General features: G+C 58.7%; 16 protein-coding genes. 3 read left to right on the top strand and 13 right to left on the bottom strand.

What is annotated here, in order from left to right; translation table 11 throughout:
* Positions 1–165: 165 nt before the first annotated feature.
* Genes ASD36_RS08015 through ASD36_RS08000 form a run of 4 tightly spaced genes read right to left on the bottom strand, consistent with a single transcriptional unit; the run spans position 166 to position 4,044 of the window.
* Positions 166–1,332 (bottom strand): mandelate racemase/muconate lactonizing enzyme family protein, encoded by a 1,167-nt coding sequence (locus ASD36_RS08015; protein ID WP_060509751.1) that lies wholly within the window; start codon positions 1,330–1,332, stop codon positions 166–168.
* 35 nt (positions 1,333–1,367) lie between these two features.
* Positions 1,368–2,225 (bottom strand): ABC transporter permease, encoded by an 858-nt coding sequence (locus ASD36_RS08010; protein ID WP_060509749.1) that lies wholly within the window; start codon positions 2,223–2,225, stop codon positions 1,368–1,370.
* Positions 2,222–3,031: an ABC transporter ATP-binding protein gene (locus ASD36_RS08005; RefSeq protein ID WP_244489761.1), complete on the bottom strand. Its 810-nt coding sequence runs from the start codon at positions 3,029–3,031 to the stop codon at positions 2,222–2,224. Before ASD36_RS08005 ends, ASD36_RS08010 begins: the two co-directional genes overlap by 4 nt.
* On the bottom strand, positions 3,028–4,044 hold the full coding sequence (locus ASD36_RS08000; RefSeq protein ID WP_060509747.1) for an ABC transporter substrate-binding protein: 1,017 nt from the start codon (positions 4,042–4,044) through the stop codon (positions 3,028–3,030). Before ASD36_RS08000 ends, ASD36_RS08005 begins: the two co-directional genes overlap by 4 nt.
* A 99-nt stretch (positions 4,045–4,143) precedes the next feature.
* Between ASD36_RS08000 and ASD36_RS07995 the strand changes: the two genes are divergently transcribed.
* Positions 4,144–4,851 (top strand): GntR family transcriptional regulator, encoded by a 708-nt coding sequence (locus ASD36_RS07995; RefSeq protein WP_060509745.1) that lies wholly within the window; start codon positions 4,144–4,146, stop codon positions 4,849–4,851.
* 38 nt (positions 4,852–4,889) lie between these two features.
* Here the strand turns inward: ASD36_RS07995 and ASD36_RS07990 are convergent, their stop codons facing one another.
* The 4 genes from ASD36_RS07990 to ASD36_RS07975 all read right to left on the bottom strand — a co-directional run bounded on the left by ASD36_RS07990 (position 4,890) and on the right by ASD36_RS07975 (position 9,455).
* On the bottom strand, positions 4,890–5,747 hold the full coding sequence (locus ASD36_RS07990) for a fumarylacetoacetate hydrolase family protein (RefSeq protein WP_060509744.1): 858 nt from the start codon (positions 5,745–5,747) through the stop codon (positions 4,890–4,892).
* A 320-nt stretch (positions 5,748–6,067) separates the two neighbouring features.
* Positions 6,068–8,704, bottom strand: coding sequence for an aconitate hydratase AcnA (gene acnA / locus ASD36_RS07985; protein ID WP_060509742.1), 2,637 nt, complete (start codon positions 8,702–8,704; stop codon positions 6,068–6,070).
* 9 nt (positions 8,705–8,713) lie between these two features.
* Positions 8,714–9,199, bottom strand: coding sequence for a ribonuclease E activity regulator RraA (gene rraA, locus ASD36_RS07980; protein ID WP_060509740.1), 486 nt, complete (start codon positions 9,197–9,199; stop codon positions 8,714–8,716).
* A 52-nt stretch (positions 9,200–9,251) separates the two neighbouring features.
* Positions 9,252–9,455, bottom strand: a complete 204-nt coding sequence (locus ASD36_RS07975) for a hypothetical protein (RefSeq protein WP_060509738.1) — start codon at positions 9,453–9,455, stop codon at positions 9,252–9,254.
* A gap of 242 nt (positions 9,456–9,697) precedes the next feature.
* On the opposite strand from ASD36_RS07975, the gene ASD36_RS07970 reads away from it, so the two are divergent.
* The gene (locus tag ASD36_RS07970) at positions 9,698–11,764 is read left to right on the top strand and encodes an ATP-dependent helicase (RefSeq protein WP_060509924.1); all 2,067 of its coding nucleotides are present in this window, start codon (positions 9,698–9,700) and stop codon (positions 11,762–11,764) included.
* Positions 11,765–11,782: 18 nt separating this feature from the next.
* Here ASD36_RS07970 and ASD36_RS07965 read toward each other — a convergent pair whose 3' ends face one another.
* The 5 genes from ASD36_RS07965 to ASD36_RS07945 form a co-directional block, all read right to left on the bottom strand.
* Positions 11,783–11,989, bottom strand: a complete 207-nt coding sequence (locus tag ASD36_RS07965) for a hypothetical protein (protein ID WP_060509736.1) — start codon at positions 11,987–11,989, stop codon at positions 11,783–11,785.
* 37 nt (positions 11,990–12,026) lie between these two features.
* Positions 12,027–12,251: a hypothetical protein gene (locus tag ASD36_RS07960; protein ID WP_060509733.1), complete on the bottom strand. Its 225-nt coding sequence runs from the start codon at positions 12,249–12,251 to the stop codon at positions 12,027–12,029.
* Between the two features lie 112 nt (positions 12,252–12,363).
* On the bottom strand, positions 12,364–12,546 hold the full coding sequence (locus ASD36_RS07955; protein ID WP_060509731.1) for a hypothetical protein: 183 nt from the start codon (positions 12,544–12,546) through the stop codon (positions 12,364–12,366).
* Between the two features lie 191 nt (positions 12,547–12,737).
* Positions 12,738–13,664 carry a glutaminase A gene (gene glsA / locus ASD36_RS07950; protein ID WP_082562705.1) on the bottom strand — a complete coding sequence of 309 codons (927 nt, stop codon included), beginning with the start codon at positions 13,662–13,664 and terminating at the stop codon, positions 12,738–12,740.
* Between the two features lie 56 nt (positions 13,665–13,720).
* On the bottom strand, positions 13,721–13,960 hold the full coding sequence (locus tag ASD36_RS07945) for a hypothetical protein (RefSeq protein WP_060509922.1): 240 nt from the start codon (positions 13,958–13,960) through the stop codon (positions 13,721–13,723).
* Between the two features lie 369 nt (positions 13,961–14,329).
* Here ASD36_RS07945 and ASD36_RS07940 point away from each other — a divergent pair, with 369 nt between their 5' ends.
* Complete coding sequence (locus ASD36_RS07940) at positions 14,330–14,626, top strand: PRC-barrel domain-containing protein (protein WP_060509727.1); 297 nt, start codon at positions 14,330–14,332, stop codon at positions 14,624–14,626.
* The last annotated feature ends 52 nt before the right edge of the window (positions 14,627–14,678 follow it).

Raw genomic sequence — 14,678 nt, 5'->3', positions numbered from 1 at the left:
GAGGCAAGCGTTTAGGGCCTTGTAGGACACGCGACACGCTCAGCGTCGCTTCAATCGGCAACTGATTATCTGGCGAAACATCATCTTGGGCGAACGTCCGTTGGATCGCCGCTACGCATGTAAAAGCAGCCTCTCATGGGTTGTGAGAGGCTGCGCTGGTTATTTTTATGCAGCCAGGGCGTGCATCTCGCGAATGAGATCGGATTTCCCCTCGAAGCCGATGCCCGGAATGTCAGGCATCATGATGTGGCCGTCCTCAACCTTCACCCCATCTGGAAAACCACCATAGGGTTGGAACAGGTCCGGATAGCTTTCGTTTCCGCCAAGGCCGAGGCCGGCTGCGATGTTGAGCGACATCTGATGACCACCGTGCGGAATGCAGCGCGAGGGCGACCAGCCGTGGGCCTTCAGCATGTCGAGTGTGCGCAGGTATTCGACCAAACCGTACGAAAGCGCGCAGTCGAATTGCAGCCAGTCGCGATCGGACCGCATGCCGCCGTGGCGGATAAGATTGCGGGCGTCCTGCATGCTGAAGAGGTTTTCGCCCGTGGCCATCGCACCCGGATAAAACTCGGCAAGTGCCGCCTGGAGCTGGTAATCGAGTGGATCGCCAGCCTCCTCGTACCAGAACAGGGGAAATTGGCGCAGCATCTTGGCGTAAGCGATCGCCGTCTCCAGATCGAAGCGACCGTTGGCATCCACGGCGAGTTGCGCTTGCGAACCGATCTCCTCAAGCACGGCTTCGATGCGACTGGCGTCATCGTCCACAGAGGCGCCGCCGATCTTCATCTTCACGACGTTGTAGCCGCGATTGAGGTAGCCGCGCATCTCCTGCCGCAGGGCCGAATTGTCTTTTCCGGGATAATAGTAGCCACCGGCTGCGTAGACGAACACCTTGGGATTGGCCTCGCGCCCTGCCCGTTCCGCCAGCAGACGAAACAGCGGCTTTCCGGCGATCTTTGCGACCGCATCCCACACCGCCATGTCTATGGTCCCGACGGCGACCGATCGCTCGCCATGACCGCCCGGCTTCTCGTTGGTCATCATCGCGGCCCAGACCTTCTCGGGCGAAATGTTGTCGCTGGCTTCGTCGAGCAGCGTTTGCGGATCGGCGCCGGTGATACGATCGGCGAAGCGCTCGCGGATCAGCCCTCCCTGGCCATAGCGGCCGTTGGAATTGAAGCCATAGCCGACGACCGGCTTGCCGTCGCGGATGACGTCAGTGATCACGGCGACCAGGCTTGAGGTCATTTTGGAAAAGTCGATATAGGCGTTGCGGATGGGCGACGAGATAGGCTTCGTCACCTCCCGGATTTCCACGATACGGGGCATTGATAAACTCCAGAGTGTCAGAAATGTAATGCCGATTACTCGCCGGCGTCGCGGCCGTCCTTGTGCCAGAAGACCAGTTTTCGCTGGATAAGGCTCACGGTACCGAACATGGCAAGGCCGAGCAGGCTGAGGTAGAGGATGAGCGCAAAGACGCGCGGCGTGTGAAGCTGCGATGCCGCAACGCGGATCATCTCGCCGAAACCCTTGCCTCCGCCGAGAAATTCACCGGTGATCGCGCCGGCCATGACGCCGAGCGACGCAATCTTCAGTCCGGTAAAGACATGCGGCAGACCTGCCGGCATTTTCATGTGCACCAGCGTCTGCCAGCGTGATGCACCCATGGTGCGGAAGAGGTTCAAGGCACTGCGATCGGCGCTGTTGAGGCCAGCCGCCGTGCCTACGAGGATCGGGAAAACGGAGACGAACGTGGCGAGTGCGACCTTCGAGGAGATGTCGAAACCGAGCCAGGCAACGAAGAGCGGCGCGAAGGCGATCTTCGGCATGGTGTCGATGGCAATGAGATAAGGCATCACGGCGCGTTCGCCAAAACGCGTCTCTCCAACCAGAACGCCAAGGCCTACGCCGATCAGCGTGGCGAGCACGAAGCCGATAAGTACCTCTTGCATGGTCACCCAAAGGGCCGCCAGCATGTAGCCCCCGGTCACGAGATTGGTGCCGACGAAAACAATCTCGCGCCATGTTTCCAGCGGCGACGGCAGGATGATGTTGGAAACCACACCGGTTGCCGTGGCAAAGTGCCAGATCAGCACGATGATGAGGCCGAGCCCGAGAATGGCGAGCGGCCGCGGTATGCTGTCGATCAAGGAAATCTCTTCCTTCCAGACCGTGCTTTCCACAGGAGCACCGGGGCCGTGCGCGTCAAACGTGCTCATGATTGGGATCCCTGGCTAAGAAGGTTGCGGATATGGATCACATAGCGGCCAAAGGCGGGGCTGGTGACCATGTCGAGCGTGCGAGGCCGCGGCAGGTCGATATGAACAGCCTCGATAATCCGGCCCGGCCGCGCGCCCATGACGAACACGGTATCGGACAGGATAACGGCTTCCGCGATCGAATGCGTTACCAGGAATGCGGTTGCCTCGCGTTCCATGCAAATGCGCTGGAGTTCCATGTTCATAAAATCGCGCACCAGTTCGTCGAGCGCGCTGAACGGTTCGTCGAGCAGCAGCACGGCGGGTTCGGTGATCAGCATGCGGCAGATTGCAGCGCGCTGCGCCATGCCGCCAGATAGCTCCGAAGGATAGGCCTTTTCGAAACCCTTAAGGCCGACCAAGTCAAGCAAGGCCTGGGCATCGTGCACCTTGGCGCGGGCAGCCATCTTGCCATCACGGATGCGGATCGGCAGCAGGATGTTGTCGATGGTCGTCAGCCATGGAAAGAGTGTGGCTTGCTGGAACATCATGCCGATATCCCGGCGTGGCCCCATGACCGGCTTGCCGGCCAGAACGACACTGCCCGCCGTTGGCGAGGTCAGTCCCGCCATGATCTTGAGCAGAGTGGACTTGCCACAACCGGACGAACCGATGACCGAGGAAAAACTGCCCTTGCGCAGGTCGAGGTTGACGTTTTCAAGGGCGACGAGACTGCGGCGCGCATAGATCTTGTCGACGCTCCGGAGACTATAGATGGAGGGCGCCAATGGCGCGCCCTCTTCCTTTACAAGTGGAGCCACCATCATTTCGCGTTCCAGGCTTCGACGAAACGGTTGGTGTAGATTGCCTCGAGATCCGGCAACGGCGCCTTGAGTTCACCCGAGGAAACCAGGCTCTCCTGCCACGCCTGCCAGGCCTCAAGATCCTGATAGCCATAGCCCTTGGCCAGATCGAACGGGGTCTGGCGAACGACGATCTGCTCGATCAGGGCCTTGGAGAAATCACGGTCTTCGCCCTCCTGCGGGTTTACGGCAGCAGCGTGATCGATGACCTTGTCGATATTGGCGGGATCGGTGGCAAAGTGCGCGCCTTTGACAACGGCCTTGCCGAAGCCCTCGATGACATCCGGGTTCTTCTCGATGTAGTCGGCCATGGCCGCAAAGCCGTTGCCAAAGAAGACGCGGAATTTCTCGGGCGTGATGTTGCGCAGCTTGAGGCCGCGGCTGTTGAGAATGGCCGCATCGCTGGTGGCAGCGACATAGGCGTCGATATCGCCACGCATGAAGCCGGCCGTCGCGAGACCGCCGTCACCGACGACGAGGAACGAATAGTCCTTGCCTTCCTCCATGCCAAGATCGCCAAAAACCGAGCGGGCGAAGGATGCTTCCGCACCGTCGGCCGTGCCGATGCCGATGACCTTGCCCTTCAACTCCTCAGGCTTCTGCGTGGCCGCTTCCTCCTTCACGACCATGCTCAGCGAGCTGTTGGGATTGAGACGGTAAATGAAGGTGATGTCGATGCCACGCGCGCGTGCGCCAAGGAACGGCCCGGCTGCGGGATTGCCGATCTGCCCCTGACCGGCGGTCAGCGCCTGCAACACGGCGCCAGAACCGTTGAGAGCCTCGACCTTAACGTTCAAACCCGCTTCGGCGAAGTACCCCTCTCCCATGGCGACCGCGACCGGGATGATGTTAACGGCCGAGGGATTGGCAATGACGAAGGTCACGTCTTTGGCTGCCTGAGCAGCGGCTGACGCCGCGCCCGATAAACCGATGATGGATGCAGCGAATAGGCATTTTACAAATTTCAGAGCGCGCATATTATATCCTCCTCCTTGATGTTCACAAATAATGTATTATGTGACTCAATGAATGTCAAAATGCATTTTTGACATTTTACGCGTATGTCTAGGGTAACCATGTCCAGAACCAACCAAGCAAAAACTGCCCCTCGTCCTGCCGGCGGCAAGATCACCGCAGCATCAGCCGTATTCGCGGCCATCAGGCTCAGTATTCTCTCCGGCGCCTTTCCGCCGGGATCGCGGCTGCGTATCGACTCGCTTTGCCAGATGTATGAAGCGACCATCAATCCGGTGCGCGAGGCCCTGAACCGCCTGACATCCGAAGGATTGGTGGTGCTGGAGGATCAGCGCGGCTTTTCAGTCGCGCCGGTCTCGATAGAGGAATGGCGCGAAATCGTGCGGAGCCGCTGCTTGATGGAGGCTTGCGCCCTGCGAGAAGCCATGCGCAACCGCACTGAACCTTGGGAGGAAGGGATAGTGCTCAGCCTTTACAGGCTTTCGCGGACCCCACGCTTTCTGGAGGGGGAAACGCAGACGCCAAACCCGGAATGGGAGCCCCGCCATCACGCCTTCCACAATGCGCTTCTAGTGACCTGCAACTCCCGTATCATATTGGAATTTTGCGAGGAATTACGCGAGCGCTCGGATCGTTACCGCCACATCGCCTCGATCTCCCCGCAGGCGCGACAGACCTATAGCGCCGAGCACAGCGAGATTGCGGATGCAGTTCTGGATGGAGATGCAGAAAAGGCGACGGCGCTTCTGACCGCGCACTATCAGCGCACGCTGACGGTCGTTGAGGCCTATTTCGAGAAGGCCGGCTGAACCGGCCCTTTCGGGCCGGCCAGTTTCTTGGATTTGGATCAGGCCGCCGCGACGACGCGGTTGGAGAGCGTCGGAATACCCTCGATTTCGATCTCGATAAGATCGCCGTCCTTCATGAAAACAGGCGGATTGCGCGCGAAACCAACGCCTGACGGCGTACCGGTGGCGATAACGTCACCCGGCTCAAGCGTCATGACCTCAGAGGCATAGGAGATGATGCGCGCGACGCTGAACATCAGATCTTTGGTATTGCCATCCTGCATGATCTGGCCGTTCAGGCGCGAGCGGATGGAAAGACCAACGGCGCCTGCCGGAAGTTCATCCGCCGTCACGATGACCGGGCCGTAGGGACCGGTCGCATCGAAGTTCTTGCCGGCCGTCCATTGGGTGGTACGGCGCTGGTAATCGCGCAACGAGCCGTCGTTGAAAGCGGTGTAGCCATAAACGCAATCCAATGCCTCGGCCTCCGAAACATTGTGAGCCTTCTTGCCGATAACCACCAGCAATTCCGCTTCGAAATCTAGCTTTTCCGAGACTTTCGGCAGAACGATCTCACCACCGGGAGGCAACAGACTGGTCTGAACGCGAAGGAAGAGGGTCGGGTAATCTGGAATGTCTCGGCCACCTTCTTTGACGTGTTCGAGATAGTTGAGGCCCATGCAGATGAACTTGCCGGGGCGCTCGATCGGCGAAAGAACCCTTACATCGTCTAACGCAATGCCCTCTGAACCAGTCAGAGCGGCATGCGCCTGTTCCAGCAGGGCTGGTCCAGCTTCCAGGACAGCGATCATATCGCCTGACGTTCCGGGCACCAGCATGGCCAAATCATACACTTTACCCCCGTCCACAATGCCTACGCGCGCTTGACCCGCTGTCTCAAACCTCAAAATTTGCATGCTTTTCTCCTCAAAATGTCTCCCGACAAGGAGTAAAACATTATGGCATCCATATCAACAAATAATGTATGATTTAATTACGCCCCATTCGGATCTACGCCTAGCTGCCAACAGGAGGCGCAGATCACGAGTTATCCTCTATGATCTGCCTATGAAAGATCCTGACCTTGCGAACAAACTGGATGCCGACGGCAGCACAGGCCCAATTCCTGCGACACGTTCCAGATACCGGATCGGTTACCAATTAGGTGCTGAAGCGCGACCCATACTTTCAAAATAGGCAAATCGTGGAAATATCTAAACCAGAGACGTCGCCGTAATTATAGAACGGTGTCGAGTTGATGTTCCGCCTTGCGCTTCGATAAAGCCATTTTATCACGTACGATGAGAGGTAGTATTCCCCCGGCTTTCAGCGTCTCCACCTCTGCCATTGTCTCGATTGCGGCTGTTGCGACGAAGGAGAGAACTCCGCGGCCAACGCGCCGGATCGTCACACGGATCGCGCTCCGGGGGAAAACGCGATCGATGTCCGCGTCGATTTCCAGAGTGTCTCCGGATTTAAGATCAAGCATCGATGGTCCGAACTCTGGAGCGAGCCGCAGCGGCAATATACCCATGCCAATAAGATTAGAGCGGTGAATGCGCTCGAAACTCAGGGCCAAGACGGCACTGACACCGAGGAGCGAAACTCCCTTGGCCGCCCAGTCCCGTGAAGAGCCCATTCCGTATCGATCGCCTGCAACGATGAAGACGCGCTGGCCTTCCACGGCATATCGCTGTGCCGCATTCCACAAGGGCAGGATTTCCTGCGATGGCCAGTGGATGGTGGAACCGGGTGGAATGTCATCTCCCAGCCTGTTTCGCACAGCCCGGTTGGTGAACAGTCCGCGGACCATGGCTTCCCAGTGGCCACGCCTGGAGGCGTAGACATTCAGGTCCTTCGGATTGTCGCCCATCGCGGTTAGATATCTGCCCGTTTCACTCGCGGCCGGGATCGCGCCGGCCGGAGAGATATGATCCGTCGTAATATCGTCGCCGAGGACGAGCAGTGGGTGGGCCGTGTAGTGTCCGAGCAGGCTGCCTTTGCCGAAGCTGGCAAAGGGAGGCCTGCGAATGTAGGTCGATTTGTCATCCCAGGGGAACAGCGTTGTTTCGGGCGCATCGAGGTCCCGCCACATGCGGCTGGCCTCTGCTTCGGCGTAGGCCGGCGTGACATCGTTGCTGTCGGTTGCAAGTGCGACTGCCTCGTCGATCTCCGCACTTTGCGGCCAGAGCATTGCCAGCGTGACTGCTTCGCCATCCGGCGAATAACCGATGACGTCGCTCATGATATCGATCTCGACGGTCCCGGCCAGGGCAAAGGCGATCACCATGGGAGGTGATGCTAGGAAACCGGCTTCGAGCTGGGGATGAACCCGGCCCGGAAAGTTGCGGTTTCCGGAGAGAACCGCAACAGGGAGGATGCCACGTTCACTCATTGCTTTGGTAACCGGTTCTGTCAGCGGGCCGGAATTTCCGATGCAGGTCGTGCAGCCGTAGCCGACGATGCCAAAACCGAGGGCTTCCAGATCCTCAAGCAGACCCACTCGGCGAAGATAGCGCTCCGCCGTCGGCGAGCCGGGCGCAAGCGAGGTCTTAACCCAGTGCGGCGGATGCAGACCATAGGCGCGGGCCTTTCGAGCAAGTAGCCCTGCCGCGATCACCAACCTCGGGTCGGATGTGTTGGTGCAGCTGGTGATGGCTGCAATCGCTACCGCGCCATCGTTTGGCTGGTCCTGAATGGAGATCGCATTCTTCTTCATCGAAGCGATGGCAGCTTTCGTGCCGCTCACCGGCAACCTGTCCTGCGGGCGGGTTGGCCCTGCCAAGCTGGGTTCGACACTGGCAAGATCGATCTCAATCGTGCTCGTGTACCTCGGCGCAGTGTTCGGATCGAACCACAGCCCGACCCGACGACAATAGCTCTCGACGAGATCAATTTGCTGCTCGGTGCGACCCGTTGTGCGTAGATAGGCAAGCGTCTTCTCGTCAACCGGGAAATAGCCGCTGTTGCCGCCGAATTCCGGCGTCATGTTTGCGACAACGGACCTGTCCCCAGCCGTCAGCGATGATACGCCCGGGCCATAGAACTCCACATACTTATCCTGCAGATCGGTCTTGCGCAGGATATGGGTCATCACAAGCGCAAGATCCGTTGCCAGCACGCCCTCTTTCAGCCGCCCCGTCAGCCGCACGCCCACCACATCGGGAACGCGCAGGGCAACCGGTTTTCCGAAGAAAACACTTTCGGCTTCCAAGCCGCCAACGCCCCAAGCAAGCACGCCGATGCCGTTGATCATCGGCGTATGGCTGTCGGTCCCGATCAGCGTATCCGGCATCGCCCAGTGCCGGCCGCCGCTGTCGCGGGTCGCCACCACCGTCGCCAGTTTCTCGAGGTTAAGGGTGTGCATGATGCCCGTGCCCGGCGGATGCACCCGGAAATCATCGAGCGTATTGGTCGCCCATTTCATGAAGCGATAGCGTTCCGCGTTGCGATGGAACTCGCGTGTCATGTTGCGCTCCAACGCCCCGGCTTCCCCGAACACATCGACACCGATGGAGTGATCGGTGGAAACATCGACTGGAACGACGGGGTTCAGAAGCGCCGGATCGCCGCCGGCTTCGGCAAGGGCCGAGCGCATGCCCGCGATATCCACCAGCGCAGGCCCGCATGTCGTGTCGTGCATCAGAACGCGACCGGGCAGGAACGGGATTTCCCGTTCGCTCGTGCCGGTTTCCAGCCAGTCAAGGATCGCCTGTTTCGCGGCACCCGCCTCCTGGCCTGCCGTGCGCAATACGTTTTCGAGCACGATGCGATGGATGTAAGGCAGGCGCGCCAGCGCATCTCCCGCCTCGGCGGGCAGGTCTATAATGTCGTAGCGTGAGGAACCGACGGTGATGTTGGCGATCGCTGTCATGGCGTCGTTTCACCCGCGCTCCGCGTCGAGACGCTTCGCGGCGATCAGAATGCCGTCGCTGTCGGCATAGAGATATTCGCCCGGCCGGAACGTGACGTTACCGAAGCTGACGGACACAGACACCTTGCCGACACCATCCTTTGACGACTTCTTGGGCGACACCGCGCGGCAGAAGACCGCGACATCCATGGCGTCGATCTCGGCGCTATCGCGCACCGAACCGTTGATGACGATGCCAGCCCAATCATTCTCCTTGAGGATCAGGGCGATCTGGTCACCGAGCAGGGCCAGCCGCGTGGAGCCTCCACCATCGACGACCATCACCCGGCCGCGACCCGGCTTCTGCAGCTCCGCCTTCAGAAGCGCATTGTCCTCGAAGCATTTGACGGTCTCGATCTCGCCCGAAAACAGTTTCTTCTGTCCAAGCTTGATGAAGGGCAGGTCGCAGAAGGAAACGTCGTCACCGAATGCATCGACCAGATCGGCAGTTTTCATGATTTAAGTCCTTCGCCGAAAACGGCTTTCAGTTCCTGAACATTGTCGTTTGTCAACATCCTGACGGGCGCACCGCGAAGAATGACCAGCAGAGCTTTACGGGCAGTTTCCCGAGGCACTGATCAAGTCCGCCGTGAACACTGGAGTAGCCGTCAAATGCAGGGGTCTTTGATAGAGACATCTGCTTGGCGAAATCGATCTGCGCGTTGACCTTGCCGTAGAAGATATCGAGAGCTTTTACGGGTGATTGCTCCATTGGTTGCTACGGACTTGAGGAGTTCCAGTGCGCTCGTCACTTTCGATTTACCTTTGCACCAGCAGCGCCATTGCTGCTGTGCTGTTCGATTAATAGCCATCCATTATTCACGGCTGGATCCGAAACAGAAACGCTGAAATTCCAAATCGTGGTTTCCAACGGCACGTCAAAACGATATGTTCCGTTTTTGTTCGAAGATCAAAATCTCTGCCGAAACCATTCCCAGCCAACCCGGAAGCATTATGGCACAAGCCTATCTGGAAAAACTCAACGACCAACAGCGCCGCGCCGTCGAGTATGGCGTTGGCCTGCCGAAAGCCCCGATCGCGGGTCCGTTGTTGATTATCGCGGGCGCGGGATCGGGCAAGACCAATACGCTTGCCCACCGTGTCGCCCATCTCATCGTCAACGGCGCCGACCCCCGGCGTATCCTTTTGATGACGTTCTCACGCCGGTCAGCGTCGGAATTGTCACGGCGGGTGGAGCGAATTTGCAGACAGGTGATCGGCAGCAATGCCGCCCTGTTGACAGACGCGCTTTCCTGGGCCGGAACCTTCCATGGCATTGGCGCGCGTCTGCTGCGCATGCACGCAGCACAGATTGGCTTGAATACCGATTTTACCATCCATGACCGTGAGGATAGTGCCGACTTGATGAACCTTGTGCGGTACGAACTCGGATTCTCGAAAACGGAAACACGGTTTCCCACAAAAGGAACCTGCCTGTCCATCTATTCGCGGACCGTCAATTCCGAGGCTGCGTTGGCCGAGGTCCTGCGCAACCACTATCCTTGGGTGTCGATGTGGCAAGAACAGCTGAAATCTCTGTTCAGTGCCTATGTCGAGGCCAAGCAGAAGCAGAATGTCCTCGATTACGACGATTTGCTGCTTTACTGGGCGCAAATGGTCGCCGATACAGAACTGGCCGAAGAAATCGGCAACCTTTTCGACCATGTCATGGTCGACGAATATCAGGATACCAACAAGCTTCAATCATCCGTATTGATGGCCTTGAAGCCGGGTGGTCATGGCCTAACGGTCGTGGGTGACGATGCGCAATCGATCTACTCGTTTCGCGCAGCCACCGTGCGCAACATTCTCGATTTTCCAGGCTCATTCAGCCCGGCCGCCAATATCATCACACTCGACCGGAATTACCGGTCGACACAGCCGATCCTTGCCGCCGCCAACGGGGTGATCGATTTGGCGCGCGAGCGTTTCACCAAAAATCTCTGGACCGAACGCCAATCTGAACAGCGCCCGAAGCTTGTCACCGTCAAAGACGAAATAGACCAGGCGAACTTCATCGTTGAGGAGGTCCTCGCAAACCGTGAGGGCGGCATGACGCTGAGGCAACAGGCCGTGCTGTTTCGCACATCGAGCCACAGCGGGCCGCTTGAGGTGGAGTTGACCCGCCGCAACATTCCTTTCGTCAAGTTCGGAGGTCTCAAGTTTCTCGACAGCGCCCATGTCAAGGACATGCTGGCAGTGCTGCGGTTCTCCCAGAACCCACGCGATCGGGTCGCCGGTTTCCGGCTTTTGAACATGCTGCCCGGGATTGGACCGCAGACGGCTGGCAAAATCCTCGATGCGATCGCCGCCGATCCCGAGCCGCTTGTTGCCTTGGGAGAGATCCCGGCTCCGCCGAGATCCTCAGAGGATTGGCCGTCGTTTGTCTCCATGCTTCAGACCCTGCGCAAAGCCGAAGCCGGCTGGCCTGCAGAGTTTGGCCTGGCGCGTCTGTGGTATGAGCCGCATCTTGGTCGCATCCATGAGGATGCAGAAACCCGCCTGGCCGACCTGCTGCAGCTTGAACAGATCGCTGCCGGCTACGCGTCGCGCGAAACCTTCCTGACGGAACTGACCCTTGATCCGCCGGATGCGACAAGCGATCAGGCGGGCGTGCCGCTGCTTGACGAAGACTATCTGATCCTGTCGACCATTCACTCGGCAAAGGGCCAGGAATGGCGATCCGTGTTCATGCTCAATGTCGTCGATGGCTGCATCCCCTCCGATCTTGGAGCGGGCACGACCCATGAACTCGAAGAGGAGCGGCGCCTGCTCTACGTCGGCATGACGCGAGCCAAGGACAATCTGGCGCTTGTGACGCCCTTGCGGTTTTTCACGCACAACCAGAACCCGCAGGGTGATCGTCACGTCTTTGCCTCAAGGACACGTTTCATTCCGGCCACCCTTCTGCAGTTTTTCGAGGTGACCCGATGGCCGATGGTGACACCCGATCGTTCCGGCCGCAGCGCACAACAGATCCGCATCGATGTGGCGGAAAAGATGCGGGGCATGTGGAAATAGCGCCCTGCGGCTGCAATCCTACATCAATGCTCCAAGATCGAGGAGGGATTGCGTTTGCTCTGCGGTCAGGTCTGCGTCGGTGTAAACACGAAAAGCGATGCCCTCGAATTTGAGTTGCTCTGCCCTCATCAATGCCTCGGAATAGGAAAGCTCCGGTTCGTCCCGTCGGTCTTCCCCGGCCGGGTCGAGCGCACTGAGGCAAACGATTTGAAACTGGGTCGTCATTGCAGGGCTTTCCTCTTAAATTGCCGCGAGCGGGGTTCTAGCCCTCGTTTCCATCCGATACGAAATTTTTGGAGACCGCCCGGCTTGCCTCCTCCAGCGACGAAGCGGTGTCGAGCCATCGCGTTTTCACGACGTCATGAACGGCACGCGCAATGTCACTCGTTGGCCAATCCGCGTTTTCCATCTCCAGCACGAGTGCCGTTATCTTTTGATCGATAATTTCGTGGAGATCGTCAGTCTTTTCTGTGTGGGTCGTCTTCATTGGAACCTGCCTCCGTCACTTTCCCAAAACGATTGCGCGCGAAGTAGGTTCCCTCGTGGGGCTGCTTTGCCCGACAATCGCAGCAGCCATTTCCCGGCCAATGCATGGCCGGTCAGCGCTTAACGGGTATTGGGCCGGACTGGCTTGCTTTCAACCGGAGCCGGGCAGCGCGCAGGCTCTCCGTCTTCAGCCGGTCTGCCGCTCGCTGGTCTTCGATCATCGCCGTTGCGACTGCTTTCGACTGCTCGAACTCTCCTCTTGGAGAGGAACCACGGTGGCGCTTTCCATTTTCCATCTCAACCTCCAAACGCTTGCAAAGAATAGCCGGTGCCCGATCCGGCGCAATTAACTATGACACTTGGGGACCGATTGACGTCCGGCAACGCGACGGAAATCGAGGCGCTCGTCGAAAGAGCAGTGCCGCCACGGATAACAACGCAGGCCTCCCCCTAAGAGGTACCCTTGCCCTTGCTTTGCGAAACGCAATCAGCGCCGGGTGGCACCGAACACAGACCAGTCGGTTTTCGACGTCAGAATTTCGAGGCCGAGGGTTCCAAGCCAGCTGTTCCCCATGGGATCCAGCGCGGGTGACCATACGGCAATGGATGCCTGGTGGGGAGCGATCGCAAGAATTCCACCGCCCACGCCGGATTTTGCCGGAAGGCCGACGCGATACGCAAAATCGCCGGAACCGTCATACTGACCGCATAGCATCATGATCGACAAAATGCGGCGTGCCCTGCGTGCAGCCTTGAGTTTGACGGTGTTTCCGCTCGTGCGATCTCCAGGAATGAGAAAACGGCCAGCCTTGGCAAGCCCGCAACAGTCGAGTGTGATGGCGCATTGATGAATGTAAGCGTCCATTACCTTTTCTACAGGATGCTTGAGGTTACCGTGATGTCTCGCCATGAACATCAGAGATCGATTGAGATCCCCTCCGGTGCGGTCGCTGTCCATGACGCCTTGGTCCAGCGTCATTGTCTCATCGTCCAGCATTCGTTCAACGAACCTTAGGACGTGCTTGTTTGGCCCCTGACGCCCACCGATACCGGCAAGGATGTCGCAGACGACCAGTGCGCCTGAATTGATGAACGGGTTGCGCGGCACGCCCTTTGCGCGTTCCAGATCGATGATCGAATTGAACGGGTCGCCGGACGGATCACGGCCAACGCGCTCCCAAACTCTCTCACCAATCGCATCAAGAGCGACCTCAAGCGCGAAGACCTTGGAAATCGATTGGATTGGAAAGGGTGTCTTGGAATTGCCAGCCGCCGCCATTTGCCCGTCCTGCAAGAACACAGCGATGCCGAATTGCTCGAAGTCCCGTTTAACCGGCGCCACTTTACCGGCTACATCAGCCTTTGCGGCTGCCTCTTCCAGGAGGTCTGGTGTCGCTTTGCGTACACGGGCCACAACGTCCTCAAGGATTGCCCTGAGAGTATTCTTATCCTTTGCGGTATGCGCCACGATTACGAACCGCCCTGCTTCGGCTGGCTGCCCGCCGACGGCCAGCCGTTCGAGGGTTCGGCGTCGAGGTCGGTGCCGCTATCATCCGCCGGGTCTGGATCACGATCATAGGCTTGGCGCAGAAAAACGGCCTCCTGAATGATGATTTCAATGACATCGCCCGCCCGTGCGCCTTTGACGACGAAAGTGTCGACGAAATCTTCAAGCCTCTCACGGACATCGTTGTGCAGGTCCCCGGCCATGTTTGCCTCCACCATACTTGCCTCCATTGCTTAATGACGTCCTGTTTACCCGCAGAGCAACCAGACGTGCCTGGCCGCCACGGGCTTTCCGCACCCGCAGGTATGGTCCTGCTCCAGCGTCAGCGATGCCCACCCTACGAACAGCGAAAAACACAGAATACTCCCCGAAAACACATGCGAAGCGACAATGTTCCGCCAGTCACGGCTCCGACGTTCGCTCTAACGCGGTGCAAGCAGAACTATGCTTCAGGGGCGCCGCGATCCGACCCCGACCTTCGCCCACGTGGTCCTTGCAGGAACCTCTCACGGGAACAATTTGTGCGGCGTCGAGTTTGTTCTCGCACACGAAAGTAATCAATGGAGGAAGCAATGGATCATACAAACCACGTCCGCCTCGCGGCTGGCGAGCTCACCGCCGACATTCTCGAAGGCGCCACAGTCTATGGCGCGGACGACTCTAAGGTGGGCACGGTCGATCACGTACATGGTGCAGGCGCTGGTGGCACTGCGATCATCGATGTCGGCGGGTTCCTGGGTATTGGAGCAAAACCGGTTTCGGTCCCGCTGACGGATCTCGAGTTCATGCGGGATGACGATGGCGACGTCCATGCCGTTACCGGATGGACAAAGGATCAGCTGAAGGACATGCCGGAGCATCGGCACTAAGACCGAAACGGAGACAAGCGGCCGGGTCGAAATCCGGCAGCTTGTTGTTCTC

The organism is Rhizobium sp. Root1334, assembly GCF_001426665.1.
GTDB lineage: Bacteria > Pseudomonadota > Alphaproteobacteria > Rhizobiales > Rhizobiaceae > Pararhizobium.
The sequence above is the reverse complement of the archived record's forward strand: the minus strand, read 5'-3'. Positions and strand labels throughout refer to the sequence as shown.

Coding starts and splice junctions, on each gene's coding strand:
- ASD36_RS08000 (WP_060509747.1), bottom strand. CDS start 4,044: ATGCGCGCTCTGAAATTTGTAAAATGCCTATTCGCTGCATCCATCATC.
- ASD36_RS07990 (WP_060509744.1), bottom strand. CDS start 5,747: ATGCAAATTTTGAGGTTTGAGACAGCGGGTCAAGCGCGCGTAGGCATT.
- ASD36_RS08010 (WP_060509749.1), bottom strand. CDS start 2,225: ATGAGCACGTTTGACGCGCACGGCCCCGGTGCTCCTGTGGAAAGCACG.
- ASD36_RS08005 (WP_244489761.1), bottom strand. CDS start 3,031: ATGATGGTGGCTCCACTTGTAAAGGAAGAGGGCGCGCCATTGGCGCCC.
- ASD36_RS07945 (WP_060509922.1), bottom strand. CDS start 13,960: ATGGCCGGGGACCTGCACAACGATGTCCGTGAGAGGCTTGAAGATTTC.
- ASD36_RS07995 (WP_060509745.1), top strand. CDS start 4,144: ATGTCCAGAACCAACCAAGCAAAAACTGCCCCTCGTCCTGCCGGCGGC.
- ASD36_RS07955 (WP_060509731.1), bottom strand. CDS start 12,546: ATGGAAAATGGAAAGCGCCACCGTGGTTCCTCTCCAAGAGGAGAGTTC.
- ASD36_RS07940 (WP_060509727.1), top strand. CDS start 14,330: ATGGATCATACAAACCACGTCCGCCTCGCGGCTGGCGAGCTCACCGCC.
- ASD36_RS07970 (WP_060509924.1), top strand. CDS start 9,698: ATGGCACAAGCCTATCTGGAAAAACTCAACGACCAACAGCGCCGCGCC.
- rraA (WP_060509740.1), bottom strand. CDS start 9,199: ATGAAAACTGCCGATCTGGTCGATGCATTCGGTGACGACGTTTCCTTC.
- ASD36_RS08015 (WP_060509751.1), bottom strand. CDS start 1,332: ATGCCCCGTATCGTGGAAATCCGGGAGGTGACGAAGCCTATCTCGTCG.
- ASD36_RS07965 (WP_060509736.1), bottom strand. CDS start 11,989: ATGACGACCCAGTTTCAAATCGTTTGCCTCAGTGCGCTCGACCCGGCC.
- acnA (WP_060509742.1), bottom strand. CDS start 8,704: ATGACAGCGATCGCCAACATCACCGTCGGTTCCTCACGCTACGACATT.
- ASD36_RS07975 (WP_060509738.1), bottom strand. CDS start 9,455: ATGGAGCAATCACCCGTAAAAGCTCTCGATATCTTCTACGGCAAGGTC.
- ASD36_RS07960 (WP_060509733.1), bottom strand. CDS start 12,251: ATGAAGACGACCCACACAGAAAAGACTGACGATCTCCACGAAATTATC.